Genomic DNA, 17777 nt, shown 5'->3' on the forward strand with positions numbered 1-17777 from the left:
CGCCGTGCGAAACGGCGGGCGCCCCTGTCCGGACGTGCGCAGGATCAGACCTGGCCGGCCTTCTCCAGGGCCTCGCAGCAGGTGTCCACGATGAGGCGGGTCACCACGTACGGGTCCACGTTCGCGTTCGGGCGGCGGTCCTCGATGTAGCCCTTCCGGTCCTGCTCGACCTGCCACGGGATGCGGACCGAGGCGCCGCGGTCCGAGACGCCGTAGGAGTACTCGTCCCACGGGGCGGTCTCGTGCAGGCCCGTCAGGCGCTCGTCGATGCCGGCGCCGTAGTTCTTGACGTGGTCGAGCGGCTTCGAGCCCTCGCCGAGCGCCTCGCACGCGGTGATGATCGCGTCGTAGCCCTCGCGCATCGCCTTGGTGGAGAAGTTGGTGTGCGCGCCCGCGCCGTTCCAGTCGCCCTTCACCGGCTTCGGGTCGAGCGTCGCGGAGACGTTGAAGTCCTCGGCCGTGCGGTAGAGCAGCCAGCGGGCGACCCACAGCTGGTCCGAGACCTCGAGCGGGGACAGCGGGCCGACCTGGAACTCCCACTGGCCGGGCATGACCTCGGCGTTGATGCCGGAGATGCCGAGACCGGCCTTGAGGCAGTTCTCCAGGTGCGCCTCGACGATCGGGCGGCCGTGGATCTCGTCCACGCCGACGCCGCAGTAGTAGCCGCCCTGCGGGGCCGGGAAGCCGTTCACCGGGAAGCCGAGCGGGCGGGTGCCCTCGAAGAAGGTGTACTCCTGCTCGATGCCGAAGATCGACTCCTGAGCGGCGTAGCGCCCGGCCACCTCGGCCAGCGCGGCGCGGGTGTTGGACTCGTGCGGCGTCATGTCCGTGTTGAGGACCTCGCACAGCACCAGGACGTCGTTGCCGCCGCGGATCGGGTCCGGGCAGGAGAAGACCGGCTTGAGGACGCGGTCCGAGGCGTGGCCCTTGGCCTGGTTCGTGCTGGAGCCGTCGAAGCCCCAGATCGGCAGCTCCTCCAGGGCGAGGCCCTCACCCGCGATGATCTTCGTCTTGGAGCGGAGCTTCGCGGTCGGCTCGGTGCCGTCGATCCAGATGTACTCAGCCTTGAAGGTCACGGGTCTCATCCTTTGGCGTGCTGCTGCGGGAGGCCGCCGCGGCTCGCGGCACTGCGAGAAGCTGCGGTCACCGCGCCGGCTGCGCGGTGTGTGTTCGACCGCAGCTTGGCAACACGGGATTTCCCGGCGGTTGCCCGTTTGTGAACCCCGTGTTACTCAGCTTTCCCGATCCTCGCGCAGCCGCCGTGCCACGACGTGGGCGTCGAGGAGCCCGCCGAGGCCCGCACCCCGCACCCGCCGGACCAGCTCGGTGTACGAGGTCCCGAGCGCCTCCGCGGTCCGGCCGAGGTGCCAGTCGCAGTCCGCGAGCCGGTTCAGGAGGTACCCCTTCCGGATCTGGTTCTCGGAGAGCCGGAAGGTCTTCAGATAGGCCGCCCGCCCCTTCCGGTCGGTGATCACCTCGCCGATGTGCTGCTCCCGCCCGCCCCGTTCGAACGGCGGAAGGAACCGGTACAGGCCGAACCGGTCCATCCGGTGGACCCGCTCGAAGGAGTACGGCGTCTCCAGCAGGTCGCGCGCCATCAGCCCGTCGTGCGCCGCCGCCCAGGACCGCTCCTGCTCCCGCGCCGCCGCCCGCAGGTCGGCGAGGCCGCGGATGCCGCCGGCGGCGTCCCGGATCCGCGCCGTGAACTCGGGCACCGGGGCGCCGTAGTGGGCGTACTGGTGGACCGGCTCCCCGTACAGGTCCTCGACCAGCGTCGGGTGCAGCAGCCGGTAGTCGTCCGGATGCGGCACCACGAACGCCGCCGCCAGCGCGTCCGCCACGTACAGGAGCAGCCCGCACTGGCCCGGATGCAGTTCGAAGACCCGCAGCGCCTCCGCGAGCCCCGGCACCGCCCACCCCGCGTACGCCGCCTCCGCGCGCGGCGGGAGACCGCGCCGCAGAGCCTCCCGGGACCAGTCGTCCCAGACCGTGGACGGCCCCCCGAAGTGCAGCGCGAGGTACCCCTCCAGGGCCAGGTGCAGCGGCAGGAACCGCAGCCGCCGCTCGGCGCGCCCGTCCTTGCCGCGCCGGCGCTTGGCCATCCGGTGGATCCGCCGCACGGGCACGCACCCCGGCACCGCCTCGCCGCCGAGCCGCGACCCGTACACGGCGGACTCCGCCCCCGCGCCCGTCCAGTCGGCGACGAAACCGTGCGGGACGTACGAGGTGTACGAGGTGCGGTCGCCGAGCTCGACGGAGGCCCCGCCCCACCCCGCGTACACCTCCCGGCGCAGCCGCAGCCCCGGCACCGGCTCGTCCCGCACGAGCGGCACGAGCCGCACCCCGCCCCACACCTGCGCGGGCCGCGCGTCGAGCCCGGTCAGATCGATCCGGGTCACCCCTCCGCCCCCTTCAGGAACAGCTCCACCCTCCGGTCCAGATAGGCCCGCAGCTCCGCGAAGCCCGTCCGCCCCTCCGCGAACTGCGCGACCTCCACCAGGGCCGCCAGGTCCTCCGCGTCCCGGATCCCGGCCGTCGGCACGCTCGGGGCGAGCCGGCGCACGTCGAAGTCCTCGGCGTCGTATACGGGGTTGAGGTGCACCACACTCGTCCGCCGCTCCGGATCGAGCCGTGCGCGCCACACCCGCAGCACCTCGCCCGCGAGCCCCGGCGGGGCGTTGTCCCAGCCGTCCGAGACGATCACCAGACGCCCGGGGCGGGTCTCCAGGGCGTCCAGGATCCGCAGGCCCAGCGGGGTCGGCCCGTGGGGACGGACGAGCAGGGGATCGTCCCGGCCCGACGTCCACAGCGGGGCGTACGCCCCCGGGGACGCCAGGGCCTCCAGGAGGAAGTGGCAGCCGAGGGCCACGGCGAGCGGGCGGCGCCGCTTCACCGCCGAACCGGAGGAGGAGAAACTGTCGTCGAGGACGGCCGCCACCCGCCCCCAGCTCCCGGCGTACGGCCCCGCCGCGCGCCGGGCGGCCGCGCGCAGCGCGTCCGTCAGCTCGGCCCGGCGCGCCACCCGCTCGCCGAACGGCAGCGCGAGGACGTACAGGGCGAGCCGGGTGAGCGGCATGACGGACAGATCGGCCGCCCGGTCCGCGCGCAGCCGTTCGAGACGGGTCATCCGGGGCGCGATCCGTTCCAGGAACACCGCGCGGGGCACCCCGTGCTTCGCGGCGAAGCCCTCGGCGACCGTGAACGGCAGCTCGTACAGCGCGTTCTGCTCGTAGTGCGCCCGGCGGTGCGCGTCGAGCGTGGCGTTCTCGTACCGGGTGCGGCGGCCCGGCGCGAAGAGGAAGTCGCCCGTCTCGGCGTCGGCCGGCCGCCCGTGGACGTGCCGGAGGGCGGCCTTCAGGCCGGTCCGGTACTTCACCGCGTCCAGCGCGGGATCGGGGCGGGCCGCGAGCCACGCGCGCACGATCGCGCGCGTGCGGCGGTTGTTGACCCCGGCGGCGCGGAGCGCGCCGAACAGGCGGTAGACCCGCTGCGGCGGCAGCAGGGCGAGACGGGCGGCGATCAGTCGGCCCTCGTTCTCCTCCGCCTCCCTCGGGGTGCGGAGCAGGTGCTCGACGACGAGCGCGGCGTTGTGGTCGTTGATGTCGAGTGCCAGGGCGGCGGCGTACACGGGCCGGTAGTTGACGCGCACGTACGCGTGGAGGAACGCGAGCGAGAGGCGCTGCTCGGCGGCGGAGGAGCGGAACTCGCGCTGCCCGGTGGCGGTCACGGCGGCGTTGACGAAGAGGAGCACGTCCTCGGCCGCGACGAGCTCGGACACGGGGCTCTCCTTCCGACGCACGGGCGCCGGCCGGGGAATGAGGGCGCGAACAGCGAAGACGTTGCTTCATAGGCAGGTTCCGGAAGTCGCACCGGAGTCCCGCGGCCGGCGCGGGAACGCTAGCACCGGGTGGGGGGAGGTCCGCCAGCGGATTAGGAGGCGGGGCGGGTGCGCGGGCGGGCCGCGGGGCCGCCGTCGGACGACGGCCGACGGGACCCCGGCCGCGCCACGGGCCACGGGCCACGGGCCACCGCCCGCCCGCCGGGGGCGCTGTCGGTGCCGCCCGGCAGACTGGGGGGCATGGCGAAGCACCCGGGCGCGAAGCCCCGCATCGGACTCCTCGGCACCGGCCCGTGGGCCGCGCACACGCACGCGCCCGCGCTCGCCGGGCATCCGGGCGTCGAGTTCAGCGGGGTGTGGGGCAGACGCCCGGACGCGGCCGCCGCGCTCGCCGCCGCGTCCGGCACCCGGGCGTACGAGGACGTGGACGCCCTCCTCGCCGCGAGCGACGCCGTCGCCCTGGCCCTCCCGCCCGACGTCCAGGCGCCCCTCGCGGCGCGGGCGGCGGCGGCCGGCTGCCACGTCCTGCTCGACAAGCCGGTCGCGACGACGCCGGCGCTCGCCCGCGAGGTGTCCGGGGCCGTGGAGGCGGCCGGGGTCGCCTCGGTGGTCTTCTGCACCCTGCGGTTCGCGGAGCCGACGGCCCGCTGGATCGACGAGCAGGCGGCGGCGGGCGGCTGGTTCCTGGGCGAGGCCCACTGGCTGGGCTCGCTCTACGGCCCCGGCTCCGTCAGCGCGTACGCGGCCTCGCCGTGGCGGCGGGAGAAGGGCGGCCTCTGGGACGTCGGCCCGCACGTCCTCTCCGTCTACCTGCCGGTCCTCGGCGACGTCACCGGCGTCACCGCCGTCCCGGGCCCCGACGACACCCACCACCTGGTGCTGCGGCACGGCTCGGGGGCGAGCAGCACGGCCACGCTCACCCTGAGCGCGCCGCCGGAGGCGGCGGGGGCGGCCCTCACCCTGCACGGCACCCGGGGCCGGGCCGACATGCCCCGCTGGGGCGGCGCGGTGGAGGCCTTCGCCGCGGCCGTGGACGCCCTCGTCACCGCGGCCCGCACCGGCACCCCCCACCCCTGCGACGCCCGCTTCGGCCTGCGCGTCACGGAGATCCTGGCGGAGGCGGAGCGCCGGGCCGCCCGGGACTGACGGCGGCGCCGGGGTCCGGACGCGGTCCGTTCCCGGGCGCCACGGGCCTCTCGGTCAGCGGGAGAGCGCGTCCCGTACGGCCTCCTCGGTGCGGCCGACGACGGCCGTGCCGTCCTCCGCCGTGATGATGGGCCGCTGGATCAGCTCGGGATGGGCGGAGAGCGCCTCGATCCACCGGTCCCGGGCGGCCTCGTCCCGGGGCCACTCCTTCACGCCGAGTTCCGCGGCGACGTCCTCGCCGGTCCGCGTGATGTCCCAGGGTTCGAGCCCGAGCCGGTCGAGCACCGCCCGGATCTCCTCGGGCGAGGGGACGTCCTCAAGGTAGCGGCGGACGGTGTAGTCGGCGCCCTCCGCGTCGAGGAGGGTGAGGGCGCTGCGGCACTTGGAACAGGCGGGATTGATCCAGATCTCCATGGCCCGTACGGTACCCCCCACGCTCCCCTGGAACACCCCCTAAACCCCACCTGGCCAGGGGCGATTGTCAGTGGGGGTCTCTAAAATGGGGGGTGAAGGTGAGGGTCCCGAGGAGGGCCCGCACCCACCGTTCGCCAGGAGGTAGCCCATGGCTCTCGCCGTGATCCGGACGCCGTCCACCGAACCCTGGAAGCCGCTCGAGAAGAAGCCGCTTCCCGCGGGCCGCCCCCGCGAGTGGTACGTGTCCCACAACCGCCGTCTGAAGGCCATGCGCCTCGCGATCGCCCTGCTCGACGCCGGCGTCTACATCCCGTCGAAGGCGACGAACGCGACGATAAGCGCGACGGCCGCCGACATCGGCATCCGCCCGCCCTCCGACACCACCTGCCGCATGGTCCGCACCCTGATCCGCTACGGCCGCTGACACCGAAGACACCACCGACACCGAAGACGTCGAAGGCACCGACACCGAGGACGGTGCCGCCCGGACCGGCCGGGCGGCGCCGTCCTCGGGTCCCGCCCGCTACCAGGCCACCGGCAGCCTTTCGGGGAGCCGCTTCATGAAGTTGGTGCGCCACACCAGCTGCTCGACCGGCACCGCGAGCCGCAGCCCCGGCAGCCGGTCGAGGAGCGTTTCCAGGGCGATCTCGGCGTGCCGCTTGCCGAGCGCCGTCGCCGGGCAGTAGTGCCGCCCGCCGCCGAAGGAGAGGTGATCGGCGGCGTTCTCCCGGTCCGGTCGGAAGACCAGCGGGTCCGGGAAGCGCTCGGGATCGTGGTTCGCGGCCTCCACGAGCACCAGGACCAGGTCACCGGCCCGCACCTCGACCCCGCCGAGCCGCACGTCCTCCAGGGCGAGGCGCGGCAGCCCGTCGCCGATCGACAGGTTCACCCGCAGCAGCTCGTCCATGGCCCCGGCGACGCCCCGCGTGCCGTCGGCGGTCAGCGCCTCCCGGACGTCCGGCCGGGTCAGCACCGACACCAGCGCCATCGTCAGGAACCCGGCGGTGGAGATCACCCCGGCCCCGAACAGCGTCACGCCCACCGTCGCCAGCATCTCGTCCGTCAGATGCGCGTAGTCGGGGTCCTCGCGCAGCGCCGCGAGCTCCGCCATCAGCCCGCCCGTCGCCGGATCGTCCAGGCGCTCGGTCATGTAGGCGATGTCCCGGTCCCAGTTGAGCCGGGCCGCCTCGATCTCGCGCGGCGCGTTCATGAAGGCCACGTCCAGACTGCGCAGCAGCCGCGGCCCGTCCTCCTCCGGGATGCCCAGCATCCGGCAGTGCAGCCCCGCCGAGTACGGATCGGCGTAGCCGCCCCGCAGCTCTCCGGGCGCCCCTTCGGCGACCAGTGCGTCCACCAGGGCCCCGGCCCGCGCCCGCAGCCACTCCTCCAGGCCGGGCGCCTTCGGGTTGATCGCCTTCATGACGGCCTTGCGCAGCCCGGCCCCGGTGATGTTGCCCATGTTGTTCACCACGTGCGGCGGGATCGTCAGCGCGTACTGCCTCGGTGCCCCCGGCGCCGAGGTGTCCTTCAGGCTGAACCGCGGGTCCTCCAGGACGTGCCGGCACAGCTCGTACGAGGAGACCAGCCAGGCCTCGGCCCCGGCGATCGTGCGGACCTTCCGGACCGGCTCGGCGCGCAGCGCGTCGATCTCGGCGGGCAGCCGGGTCCCGTCCCAGTCGAAGGGGAAGGCGGGCAGGGTCTCGACGGCGACGCTCATCGCGTGCCTCCTTCGACAGTGGTCCCGGTGGTCGTTCCGGCGGGCGTGAGGATGCCGTGGCCCTGGTTGCGCGAGGCCCGGAGCCCGGACCCCCGCCCGTACAGCAGATCGGCCAGGGGCAGTGCCTGGTGGTAGCAGTTGAGCGAGGACGGCACCCCGAGGATCGCGGGCGTGTCCAGGAAGAGCGGTACCTCGGCGCAGATGTACGCCCGGCACACCTCCCGCTGCCGCTCGTCGATCACCTGCCCCGGCGCCAGCTTCCCGGCCAGGAAGATCCCGGTCAGCGCGTCGCAGGTCTCCCTCACCACCGGGTCGGCCGCCACGGTGTCGAGCACCGTGCGGTGCAGCTCGCGGTAGGCCGGGACGTCCCGGAACTCCGACATCCCGCGGGCCCGTACCCGTACCCCCGTGGGATCGGCCTCCGCCACGGCCGCCCCGACTTTCGCCCGCACCCCCCGCAGGTTCTTGACGGCCTTCCGCCGCGCCTCGTCGGCCCCGTACCCCAGAGCCTCGTACATGTCGGCGACGTGCAGATCGGTGTAGACGAGATCGACCTGATCGAAGTGGTCCAAGCCCCAGCGCGTCAGCTCGCGCAGCCGCTGGGCGGTGAAATAACTGTTTCCCGGGGAGACGCCGATGACCACGTGCGCGCCCTCGTCGGCGATGACGCGGCAGTGATCGGTGTACGGCTGGAGTCGGAGCGTCTCGGCAGGGGCGAAAGCCGCCTGAGTCACGTAGGCAGTCCTCATCGCGCCAGCTAGTCCCAGCGGAGCCCTGTGCTCCGGGTGTGGCGGCGGCGACGACGACAAGCTATCGACCCGTCGCGGAGAGTGAACCCCCTACCCGTAGGTACGGGGGAGAGTTCGTCAGTTGTTCACGTATCCGTGATCTTGGCCGGAAAGCGGCGAGGCCCGCCGCCCCCTCGAAGGGGACGACGGGCCTCGCCGGACAGCGGTTCCGGCTCAGAGGTCGAAGTAGAGCTCGAACTCGTGCGGGTGCGGGCGCAGCTGGATCGGGGCGATCTCGTTGGTGCGCTTGTAGTCGATCCAGGTCTCGATCAGGTCCGAGGTGAAGACGCCGCCGGCCTGGAGGTACTCGTTGTCCTCCTCCAGGGCGGTGAGGACGGCCTCGAGGTTGGTCGGGACCTGCGGGACGTTGGCGTGCTCCTCGGGAGCCAGCTCGTACAGGTCCTTGTCGATCGGCTCCATCGGCTCGATCTTGTTCTTGACGCCGTCGAGGCCCGCGAGGAGCAGCGCCGAGAAGGCGAGGTACGGGTTCGAGGACGGGTCCGGCGCGCGGAACTCGACGCGCTTGGCCTTCGGGTTCGAGCCCGTGATCGGGATGCGCATGGCGGCGGAGCGGTTGCGCTGCGAGTACACCATGTTGACCGGGGCCTCGAAGCCCGGCACCAGGCGGTGGTACGAGTTCACCGTCGGGTTGGTGAAGGCGAGCAGCGACGGGGCGTGCTTGAGGATGCCGCCGATGTAGTAGCGGGCGGTGTCCGAGAGGCCCGCGTAACCCGTCTCGTCGTAGAACAGCGGCTCGCCGTTCGACCACAGCGACTGGTGGACGTGCATGCCCGAGCCGTTGTCGCCGAAGATCGGCTTCGGCATGAAGGTCGCGGTCTTGCCGTTCCGCCAGGCGACGTTCTTGATGATGTACTTGAACAGCATCAGGTCGTCGGCCGAGGCGAGCAGGGTGTTGAACTTGTAGTTGATCTCGGCCTGGCCGGCGGTGCCGACCTCGTGGTGCTGGCGCTCGACCTGGAGGCCGACGTTCTCCAGCTCCAGGGACATCTCCGAGCGCAGGTCGGCGAAGTGGTCGACCGGCGGGGCCGGGAAGTAGCCGCCCTTGTAGCGGACCTTGTAGCCGCGGTTGTTCTCCACCGCACCGGTGTTCCAGGCGCCGGCCTCGGAGTCGATGTGGTAGAAGCCCTGGTTCGCCGAGGTCTCGAAGCGCACCGAGTCGAAGACGTAGAACTCGGCCTCGGGGCCGAAGTAGGCGGTGTCGGCGATGCCGGTGGAGGCCAGGTACGTCTCGGCCTTCTTCGCGATGTTCCGCGGGTCGCGGCTGTAGGCCTCGCCCGTGATCGGGTCGTGGATGAAGAAGTTGATGTTCAGCGTCTTGTCGCGGCGGAAGGGGTCCACGCGGGCCGTCGACAGGTCGGCGCGGAGCGACATGTCGGACTCGTGGATGGCCTGGAAACCGCGGATCGACGAGCCGTCGAAGGCGAGCTCCTCCGCCGGGTCGAAGGCCGTCGCCGGGATCGTGAAGTGCTGCATCACACCCGGAAGGTCGCAGAACCGGACGTCGACCATCTTGACGTCGTTGTCCTTGATGAACTTCTGGACCTCGTCGGCGTTCTGGAACCCGTTGTTCTGGGACATCCAACTCCTCCTACTCCCGGCCCGGGGAGGGGCGGGGTTGCAGCTCGTTCGTGCGGCCAGTGCGGTGGCACACGCTGGACCCGACCATAGGCAGACGGGATTTCTCAAGCATGACCCATTTGTTTCGTCGAAGTTAACCGGGCCGAGTGCCGCTCCGCCTCCCCGGCGCCGTACGCCCCCCGCGCCGAAGTGATCGAAAACGGGCACAGTACCGTGGTCGGGTGGACAACAGGCAAGCACTCGGATCTTGGCTCTCCGGCCCCCGCGCGGCGGCCGAGGACGCAGGCGTCGACTTCGGCTACCGCGGCGAGCAGCTCGGGCTGCCCGAGGCCGGCCCCGGCTCGATCGCCCGCCCCGGGCGGCGCCTCGGTGCCCTCGCCGTCGACTGGGCCCTCTGCATCCTGATCGCATACGGCTTGATCACCGACGGCTACGGCCAGGCGACGGGGAACTGGGCCCTGCTCATCCTGTTCGCCCTGAGCGTCCTGACGGTCGGCACCGTCGGCTCGACGCCCGGCAAGCGCCTCTTCGGCCTGCGCGTCGTCTCCGTGCGCGGCGGGCGCCTCGGCCCGTTCCGGGTCGTGCTCCGCTCCCTGCTCGTCTGTCTCGCGATCCCGGCCCTCATCTGGGACCGCGACGGCCGCGGCCTCCACGACCGCCTCTCCGGCGCCGTCCAGGTCCGGATCTGAGGCACGGGGCACGAAGGGCACGAGGCACGGAAAGGGCCCCGGACCGTGCGGTCCGGGGCCCTTCTCGTCAGGTCGGGGGTCAGCGCATCTTTCCGCCGCGCGGCATCCGCATGCCCTTCGGCATGGGCCCCTTCGGCAGCGGCATGTTGCTCATCAGGTCGCCCATCGCCCGCAGCCGGTCGTTGGCCGCGGTCACCTGCGGGCCGGTGAGCACGCGGGGCATCTTGAGCATGGTCGTGCGGATCTTCTTCAGGGGCACCTGGCCCTCGCCGTCGCCGACGATGAGGTCGTGCACCGGCACGTCCACCACGACGCGGCTCATCCGCTTCTTCTCGGCCGCGAGCAGGGTCTTGACCCGGTTCGGGTTGCCCTCGGCCACCAGTACGATGCCGGCCCGGCCGACCGCGCGGTGCACGACGTCCTGGCTGCGGTTCATCGCGACCGCGGGGGTCGTCGTCCAGCCGCGCCCGACGTTCTGCAGCACCGCCGCCGCCGCGCCCGGCTGGCCCTCCATCTGCCCGAAGGCCGCCCGCTCGGCGCGCCGCCCGAAGACGATGGCCGCGGCCAGGAGGCCCAGGACGAAGCCCAGGATGCCCAGGTAGACCGGGTGACCGATGAGGAAGCCGATCGCGAGGAGGACACCGAGTACGCCGATGCCCACGCCCGCGACGACCAGACCGACCTTCGGGTCGGCCTTCCGGGTCATCTGGTACGTGAGGGCGATCTGCTTCAGTCGCCCGGGGTTCGCAGCGTCAGCGCTGCCCGTGTTTGCCTTCCTCGCCATGTCCAGAAGTTTACGTGGCCCGGGAAGCCCGGCCCGACGCGGCCTCCAACACGTGCTGGGCCTCCACCCGGTCCTTGGCGCGGCGACGGTCCTCCAGGACGGAGTTCCAGGCGTTCCGTCGTGCGGTGCGCTGGCCGGCGCCCAGGAGCAGGGCCTCCACGGCCCTCAGGGCGTCGGTGACGGACGGGATCGCGGTGACGCGCACGTGCGTCGATGCGGCCGGCATGGCGGGGTCCTCCCTCGATTGCGGGTGAGACGAGGCGGGGGTGTGAGCGGGGGGTGGCGGTGAGTGAAACCAGGCTCACAGATCGGTGTTACCAGGGCGTGACCCGGTGGTCAAACACTGATGAAACGTTGATGCGGCCATGTGGAGGACCCGCCGGACGCCGACGCGGCCCGTGCGGCCCCCTGAGCTGCGGGGGCGTACGGGCCGCGTCGGATCCGGTCACTACCGGCCGGTAACCACTTGTGCGGAGATTCACACGGGCTCGGGGCGGGCTCAGACCGCCTGGGTGGCGTTGTCGACCGCGCCGCGCTTCTCGATCGCCTGCTGGTACAGCCGGCCCGCGCGGTACGAGGAGCGGACCAGCGGGCCCGACATCACGCCGGAGAAGCCGATCTCGTCGGCCTCCTCCTTCAGCTCCACGAACTCCTGCGGCTTGACCCAGCGCTCCACGGGGTGGTGCCGGACCGAGGGGCGCAGGTACTGCGTGATCGTGATGAGCTCGCAGCCCGCGTCGTGCAGCTGCTGGAGCGCCTCGCTGATCTCCTCGCGGGTCTCGCCCATGCCGAGGATCAGGTTCGACTTCGTGACCAGACCGTAGTCACGGGCCTGGGTGATGACGTCCAGGGAGCGCTCGTAGCGGAAGCCCGGACGGATCCGCTTGAAGATCCGCGGGACGGTCTCGACGTTGTGCGCGAAGACCTCGGGGCGCGAGTCGAAGACCTCCTTGAGGAGCTCCGGCACCGCGTTGAAGTCGGGGGCGAGCAGCTCGACCTTGGTGCGGCCCTCGGCGCGGTCCGCCGTCTGCCGGTGGATCTGGCGCACGGTCTCCGCGTACAGCCAGGCGCCGCCGTCCTCCAGGTCGTCGCGCGCGACGCCCGTGATGGTGGCGTAGTTCAGGTCCATCGTGACGACCGACTCGCCCACGCGGCGCGGCTCGTCGCGGTCCAGCGCCTCGGGCTTGCCCGTGTCGATCTGGCAGAAGTCGCAGCGCCGGGTGCACTGGTCACCGCCGATGAGGAAGGTCGCCTCGCGGTCCTCCCAGCACTCGAAGATGTTGGGACAGCCCGCCTCCTGGCAGACCGTGTGCAGGCCCTCGCTCTTCACGAGGCCCTGCATCTTCGTGTACTCGGGACCCATCTTCGCGCGGGTCTTGATCCACTCGGGCTTGCGCTCGATGGGGGTCTGGGCGTTCCGGACCTCCAGGCGCAGCATCTTGCGTCCGTCGGGGGCGACTGCGGACACATCGGCTCCTGTAGCTTCGATTCTTCGGCGCACACCAGGGTACGCCCGTTGGTTCCCTGTCTTGCTCTACCTACGGGCAACCCGTGGCCAGAGCTCGGCATTCCTCAGGCCGGGGCCCGCTCCGTCTCGCGCGCGCCTTCGCCCGCGCTCTCGCGCTCGATGAGCCGCGGCTTCGGCTCCGCGTTCTCCAGCACGTCCCGCAGGTGCTTCTCCACGACCGGGAGCACCTCCTCGATCGTGACGTCCCGGCCGAGCTCGTCGGCGAGCGAGGCCACGCCCGCGTCCCGGATGCCGCACGGGATGATCCGGTCGAACCAGGTGTTGTCCGGGTTCACGTTGAACGCGAAGCCGTGCATGGTGACGCCCTTGGCCACCCGGATGCCGATCGCGGCGAGCTTCCGGTCCTCGCGGCGCTGGCCGGCGTTGGACGGGGCGTACCCGGGGCCGTTCAGGCGCGGGTCGAACTCCTCGTCCGTCAGCCGGGGGTCGAAGTCCAGGGAGAGCCCGCCGATCGACGGCCGCCGCTCCACCGGGTCACCGAGGACCCAGACTCCGCTGCGCCCCTCGACCCGGGACGTCTCCACGCCGAACTCGGCGGCCGTACGGATCAGGGCCTCCTCCAGACGGCGCACGTGCGCGACGACGTCCACCGGGCGGGGCAGCTTCATGATCGGATAGCCGACCAGCTGGCCCGGGCCGTGCCAGGTGATCTTGCCGCCCCGGTCCACGTCCACCACCGGCGTGCCGTCCAGCGGCCGCTCGTTCTCCTGCGTGCGCCGGCCGGCCGTGTAGACCGGCGTGTGCTCCAGCAGCAGACAGGTGTCGTCGATCTCGTCGGCGAACCGCGCGGCGTGCACGTCGCGCTGCTTGTCCCAGGCCACCTGGTAGTCGACGGCTTCCTCGCCGAACCCAAGGCGGACGAATCGCAGCTCACTCACGGCCATGCCTCCTCCTGGGTGCCGGGAGCCGGGAGCCGGGGATCATCCCGGGCCGGCGCGGCACCATGCGTCATTCGCACCCATGCCACTGTACGGCGGCGCCGGGGACGCCCCTCCGGCAGGTGGACGGGGGCGCCTACGTCAGCGGTGCCGTCAATCCTCACACGATCGGATGAATGTGGGGCGAAGGCGGCGGTACGGGCCGTGGAGACCGCTAAATTCACGCCGTTCCATGAGGGTCCGACGGGACTGCCGCCCGGGCCCGGAAGGCAGGAGACCGCACAGCTGATGACGGAACGACCACCGCAGCGCATCCCGAACCGCCAGCTCGCCGCGCTCATCGCCGAAGCCGGGTTCTCCAACGCGGGGCTCGCCAGACGGGTCGACCAGCTCGGTCTGGAACACGGGCTCGACCTGCGGTACGACAAGACCTCCGTGACCCGCTGGCTCCGCGGTCAGCAACCGCGCGGCACCACCCCCGCCCTCATCGCCGAGGTCTTCACCCGTCGCCTCGGCCGCCGTCTCTCCGCCCAGGACCTCGGCCTCGACGCCTGCGCGCCCGTCTACGCGGGCCTGGAGTTCGCCGCCACCCCCGAGGAGGCCGTCGACATCGTCAGCGGCCTGTGGCGCAAGGACTCCGGCAGCCACGCGGAACTCCGCAAGATCGCCTTCACCCCGGCCGGCCTCGTCGTCCCCAGCCGCGACTGGCTGATCGGCCGCGCCGACGACCGGGTCGCCCGCGGCGAGCCCGGCTCCGCCGCCCGCCCGCCGGGCGCCCCCGTCGGAGCCGCGCAGGACCCCCGGGTCCCGCACCAGGGCCGCTTCTCCGTCCCCCGCCAGCGCGGCACGGACAGGGCCCCCGGCCAGCGGGTCTCCAGCGGCGACATCGCCGCCCTCCGCTCCGTCGGCGAACTCTTCCGCACCCTCGACCACGCCTACGGCGGCGGCCACGCCCGCCAGGCCCTCGTCCGCTACCTGGAGCACGAGGCCGAGCCCATGCTGCGCGGCACGTACGGGGAGTCCACCGGCCGCCGGCTCTTCGCCGCCGCCGCCGACCTCACCCGGCTCGCCGGCTGGACCTCGTACGACATCGCCGCCCACGGCCTCGCCCAGCGCTACTTCGTCCAGGCGCTGCGCCTCGCCCAGGCGGCCGGGGACCGGGCCTACGGCTCGTACGTGCTCCTCACCATGAGCTGCCAGGCCGTCTACCTCGGCCACGGCCGCGAGGCCGTCCAGCTCGCCCGGGTCGCCCAGCAGGGCGTCGGCCCCGCCGCCCCGCCCGTCGTCCAGGCGATGCTGCACGCCATCGAGGCGCGCGGGCACGCCGTCCTCGGCGAGGCGCGGGCCTGCAACGCCTCCCTGGTCCGCGCCGAGCGGGCCCTCGAAGCGGCCCGGCCCGGCGACGAGGTGCCGTACTGGGCCCGCCACTTCGACGAGGCGCAGCTCGCCGACGAGCTCGGGCACTGCCACCGGGACCTCCAGCAGTACCGGACCGCCGCGCAGCACGCCGAGCGCGCGCTCCAGCTCCGCGCGCCCGGCTTCGCCCGCAGCCGCCTGTTCTGCCGGGTCGTCCTCGCCACCTCGCGCCTGGCCCTCGGCGAACTCGACCAGGCGTGCGCGCTGGGCGCGGAGGCGGCGCAGCAGGCCTCGGAGATGCGGTCGGCGCGGGCGCTCGAATACGTCCGCGACTTCGAGCGCCGGCTGGAGCCGTACCGCGACGCGGCCGCCGCCCGCACCTACCGGGACCGCGTCGCGGCGATCGGCTAGCCGCCCGGCCCCCAGGGGGTGCCCTGCCGGTCCGGCCCGGCCGGCAGGACGCCCCTACGCGGCCAGCGGGACCTCCGCCCCGGCCCGGTGGTCCTCGCGGACGCCGAAGTCCGCGAGGAGGGACAGGGCGGCGCGGCGCGCGGAGGTGAGGGCGGCCCGCGGGGTGCCGGTGCCGCGGTGGTCGCCGCAGACGTACAGACCGGCCAGGATCCGCACCGTGCGCTGCGGGTCGTACGGCGGCGGCATCGCCGGGACCGCCTCCGGGTCGTGGTGCAGTCCGAGCAGTTCCCAGTCGTCCGTCGAGCAGGCGTAGAGCGTGGCCAGGTGCTTGCGGACCCGGCGCTCCAGGTCGTCCGGCGGCGGCCCCAGGACCGTGGAGCTGACCAGCACCCGCCCCGCCGGGGCGCGCGAGGGGTCCACCGAGCTCATCACGGCCGTGTGCGCGACCGGGCCGCCCGGATCGGACTCGAGCAGCAGCGCACGCTCGCCGAGCGGGGGAGGCGAGGGTGCGGTGTGGTGCAGCACCGTGACCGTGCGGAAGTCCGGGACCCGCAGTCCGGGCAGCAGCTCGGCCGCCGCCCGGCCCCCGGTCGCCAGGACGACCGCGCGGCAGCGGAACACCCCGTGGTCGGCGGTCGTCACGCGGTCGATCGACACCTCCGTCACGCGCACCCCGGTGCGCACCGTGCCCGGCGGCAGCCCCGCCGCCAGCAGGGCCGGGACCGTCCCCGCGCCGCCCTCCGGCACGCACAGCCCGCCCAGCGCGAAGGCGCGCAGCGCGAGGTCGGCGCATCGGCTGGAGGTGCTCAGGTCGGGGTCGCCGAGCAGGGCGCCGAGCAGCGGGCGCAGGAAGCCCTGCACGGTACGGGCGGGCAGCCGGGCGTTCAGCGCGTCGAGCGCGGTCCGTTCCGGGCGGGCGAGCAGCCGGGGGACCGGCGTCGCCGCGAGCCGGGCGAGGGCCGCGCCGAGGCGGGCCTGGTCCAGTGACCGGGGGGCGCTCGCGAGGGCGCGCGCCATGGTGAGCGCGCCCCCCACGCCCCAGCGGCCGGCCGGGCCGGCCGGTCCCGCGCCCCGTACCCCCCGGACGTGGGCCCCCTCCACCGCCCTGACGTACCGTCCGTCCTGGTGGACCAGGACTCCGGCCGAGAACGGACGCAGCGTCAGGGCGGCCAGGCCCGGCGTGCCGCGCAGCTCCGAGGCGGAGGCGCCGGGCAACTGCCCGAGCCGGTCCAGCCGGAAGCCGTCCACGACCTCGGTGTCCATCCGCCCGCCCGTCCGCGAAGCGGCCTCGAGGACCGTGACGGTCAGCCCGGCACCGGTCAGCCGGTGGGCCGCGGCCAGGCCCGCCGTTCCGGCTCCGACGACGACGACGTCCGTGTGGCGTGCGCTACTGAGCACGTGCCCCTCCCCAGGTCGGCGTGACTGGTGGGAGGCTCATGCCCCCAACAGACCGACGGAATGCCCGAGTTCGGTTCCATCTCGGGGGTCGATCCTAGGAGCCGCGTCGCGACGGTGCCCCCCGTGCGTCCGGAGGGACCGGAGCACGGGGTCGCACGGCTCGGCGGGGCCGGGGGTTTCGGGTGCGGGGACGTCCGCGAGGCGCGGCCCGACCGCCGCCCGGAACCGTGGCCGACGGGGCGTCGAGCGTCCCGTCGGCCCGGTGGATCGACCTCCGGCGAGGAGGGGGCCGGAGTCAGGCGGCGCGGATCGACTCGTCGATCGTCGGGAACGCGAAGTCGAAGCCGGTCTCCAGCAGGCGGCCGGGCAGGACGCGCTGGCTGCCCAGGACGTCGGCGGCGAAGTCGCCGAGGGCCACGCGGAGCGCGGCGGCCGGGACCGGGAAGGGGGTCGGGCGGCGCAGCACGCGGCCCATCGCGGCGGTCACCTCGCGGTTGGTGACCGGGTCCGGGGCGGTCAGGTTCACCGGGCCGGACAGGGACCCCGTGTCGAGGACGTGGCGCAGCGCGGCCACCTCGTCGTGCAGCGAGATGAAGCTCCAGTACTGCCGGCCGTCGCCCAGCCTGCCGCCGAGTCCCGCGCGGAAGACGGGGAAGAGCCGCCCCCAGGCGCCGCCCTCGCGGGCGACCACCAGGCCCGTACGGGCGTAGGCGACCCGGATGCCGGCCTCCTCGGCGGGGGCGGCCGCCGCCTCCCACTCCACGCACACCGAGGGCAGGAAGCCCGTGCCGGCGGGGGCGCTCTCGTCCACCGCGCGCGTGCCGGTGTCCCCGTACCAGCCGAGCGCCGTGCCGCAGACCAGCGTCTCCGGCGGGTCGGCGAGCGAGGCGAGCGCCTGGGAGATCGCCGTCGTGCCGAGGACCCGGCTGTCCCGGATCTCCTTCTTGTACGCCTCGCTCCAGCGGCGCTCACCGACGCCGGCGCCCGCCAGGTGCACGACGGCGTCGACGCCGACGAGCCCGGCGGCGTCCACGTACAGCCGCTTCGGGTCCCATTCGACCTCGTCGGCGGTGCGGGCGGGGCGGCGGACGAGGCGGAGGACGTCGTGGCCGTCGGCGCGCAGGGAGCGGACCAGGGCCGAGCCGATGAGGCCGGAGGCGCCGGTGACGGCGACGCGCTTGCGAGTGGCGGAACGCTGCATGCCCACCATCCTGCCCTCCCCGACCGGCGC

Annotated in this window: 17 protein-coding genes; 4 read left to right on the forward strand and 13 right to left on the reverse strand. The window is 73.4% G+C overall.

What is annotated here, in order from left to right:
* Positions 1-44 precede the first annotated feature (44 nt).
* The 3 genes from glnII to ACZ66Z_RS14615 form a co-directional block, all read right to left on the reverse strand.
* Complete coding sequence (gene glnII / locus ACZ66Z_RS14605) at positions 45-1076, reverse strand: glutamine synthetase (protein WP_469934326.1); 1032 nt, start codon at positions 1074-1076, stop codon at positions 45-47.
* Positions 1077-1232: 156 nt separating this feature from the next.
* The gene (locus ACZ66Z_RS14610) at positions 1233-2399 is read right to left on the reverse strand and encodes an ARPP-2 domain-containing protein (RefSeq protein ID WP_469934327.1); all 1167 of its coding nucleotides are present in this window, start codon (positions 2397-2399) and stop codon (positions 1233-1235) included.
* Complete coding sequence (locus tag ACZ66Z_RS14615) at positions 2396-3778, reverse strand: hypothetical protein (RefSeq protein ID WP_469934328.1); 1383 nt, start codon at positions 3776-3778, stop codon at positions 2396-2398. Before ACZ66Z_RS14615 ends, ACZ66Z_RS14610 begins: the two co-directional genes overlap by 4 nt.
* Positions 3779-4078: 300 nt before the next feature.
* Between ACZ66Z_RS14615 and ACZ66Z_RS14620 the strand changes: the two genes are divergently transcribed.
* The gene (locus ACZ66Z_RS14620; protein WP_469934329.1) at positions 4079-4984 is read left to right on the forward strand and encodes a Gfo/Idh/MocA family protein; all 906 of its coding nucleotides are present in this window, start codon (positions 4079-4081) and stop codon (positions 4982-4984) included.
* Positions 4985-5038: 54 nt separating this feature from the next.
* Here the strand turns inward: ACZ66Z_RS14620 and ACZ66Z_RS14625 are convergent, their stop codons facing one another.
* Positions 5039-5398 carry an ArsC/Spx/MgsR family protein gene (locus tag ACZ66Z_RS14625; RefSeq protein WP_469934330.1) on the reverse strand — a complete coding sequence of 120 codons (360 nt, stop codon included), beginning with the start codon at positions 5396-5398 and terminating at the stop codon, positions 5039-5041.
* Between the two features lie 148 nt (positions 5399-5546).
* Between ACZ66Z_RS14625 and ACZ66Z_RS14630 the strand changes: the two genes are divergently transcribed.
* The gene (locus tag ACZ66Z_RS14630) at positions 5547-5822 is read left to right on the forward strand and encodes a hypothetical protein (protein WP_469934331.1); all 276 of its coding nucleotides are present in this window, start codon (positions 5547-5549) and stop codon (positions 5820-5822) included.
* 99 nt (positions 5823-5921) lie between these two features.
* Here ACZ66Z_RS14630 and ACZ66Z_RS14635 read toward each other — a convergent pair whose 3' ends face one another.
* The 3 genes from ACZ66Z_RS14635 to glnA form a co-directional block, all read right to left on the reverse strand.
* Positions 5922-7115, reverse strand: a complete 1194-nt coding sequence (locus tag ACZ66Z_RS14635; protein ID WP_469934332.1) for a cytochrome P450 — start codon at positions 7113-7115, stop codon at positions 5922-5924.
* Positions 7112-7849: a cyclodityrosine synthase gene (locus tag ACZ66Z_RS14640; protein WP_469934333.1), complete on the reverse strand. Its 738-nt coding sequence runs from the start codon at positions 7847-7849 to the stop codon at positions 7112-7114. The genes ACZ66Z_RS14635 and ACZ66Z_RS14640 overlap by 4 nt, the downstream gene beginning before the upstream one ends.
* A gap of 228 nt (positions 7850-8077) precedes the next feature.
* On the reverse strand, positions 8078-9502 hold the full coding sequence (gene glnA / locus ACZ66Z_RS14645; protein WP_469934334.1) for a type I glutamate--ammonia ligase: 1425 nt from the start codon (positions 9500-9502) through the stop codon (positions 8078-8080).
* A 221-nt stretch (positions 9503-9723) separates the two neighbouring features.
* Here glnA and ACZ66Z_RS14650 point away from each other — a divergent pair, with 221 nt between their 5' ends.
* A complete protein-coding gene (locus ACZ66Z_RS14650) occupies positions 9724-10191 on the forward strand; it encodes an RDD family protein (RefSeq protein ID WP_469934335.1) in 468 nt (155 codons plus the stop codon).
* A 79-nt stretch (positions 10192-10270) separates the two neighbouring features.
* Here ACZ66Z_RS14650 and ACZ66Z_RS14655 read toward each other — a convergent pair whose 3' ends face one another.
* From ACZ66Z_RS14655 to lipB, 4 genes are all read right to left on the reverse strand, one after another.
* Entirely contained in the window at positions 10271-10975 is a 705-nt protein-coding gene (locus ACZ66Z_RS14655) for a DUF4191 domain-containing protein (protein WP_469934336.1), read from the reverse strand.
* A 10-nt stretch (positions 10976-10985) separates the two neighbouring features.
* Positions 10986-11201 (reverse strand): SCO2195 family GlnR-regulated protein, encoded by a 216-nt coding sequence (locus tag ACZ66Z_RS14660; RefSeq protein ID WP_469934337.1) that lies wholly within the window; start codon positions 11199-11201, stop codon positions 10986-10988.
* Positions 11202-11474: 273 nt separating this feature from the next.
* On the reverse strand, positions 11475-12443 hold the full coding sequence (gene lipA, locus ACZ66Z_RS14665) for a lipoyl synthase (RefSeq protein WP_469934338.1): 969 nt from the start codon (positions 12441-12443) through the stop codon (positions 11475-11477).
* A gap of 104 nt (positions 12444-12547) precedes the next feature.
* On the reverse strand, positions 12548-13381 hold the full coding sequence (gene lipB, locus ACZ66Z_RS14670) for a lipoyl(octanoyl) transferase LipB (RefSeq protein WP_469934339.1): 834 nt from the start codon (positions 13379-13381) through the stop codon (positions 12548-12550).
* 288 nt (positions 13382-13669) lie between these two features.
* Between lipB and ACZ66Z_RS14675 the strand changes: the two genes are divergently transcribed.
* Positions 13670-15148 carry a regulator gene (locus ACZ66Z_RS14675; protein ID WP_469934340.1) on the forward strand — a complete coding sequence of 493 codons (1479 nt, stop codon included), beginning with the start codon at positions 13670-13672 and terminating at the stop codon, positions 15146-15148.
* 54 nt (positions 15149-15202) lie between these two features.
* On the opposite strand, the gene ACZ66Z_RS14680 is transcribed toward ACZ66Z_RS14675, so the two are convergent.
* Both ACZ66Z_RS14680 and ACZ66Z_RS14685 read right to left on the reverse strand, forming a co-directional pair.
* Positions 15203-16546 (reverse strand): NAD(P)/FAD-dependent oxidoreductase, encoded by a 1344-nt coding sequence (locus ACZ66Z_RS14680; protein WP_469934341.1) that lies wholly within the window; start codon positions 16544-16546, stop codon positions 15203-15205.
* 295 nt (positions 16547-16841) lie between these two features.
* Positions 16842-17756 carry a TIGR01777 family oxidoreductase gene (locus ACZ66Z_RS14685; protein WP_469934342.1) on the reverse strand — a complete coding sequence of 305 codons (915 nt, stop codon included), beginning with the start codon at positions 17754-17756 and terminating at the stop codon, positions 16842-16844.
* Between the last annotated feature and the right edge of the window lie 21 nt (positions 17757-17777).

This window comes from Streptomyces sp. NPDC107498 (assembly GCF_055582805.1).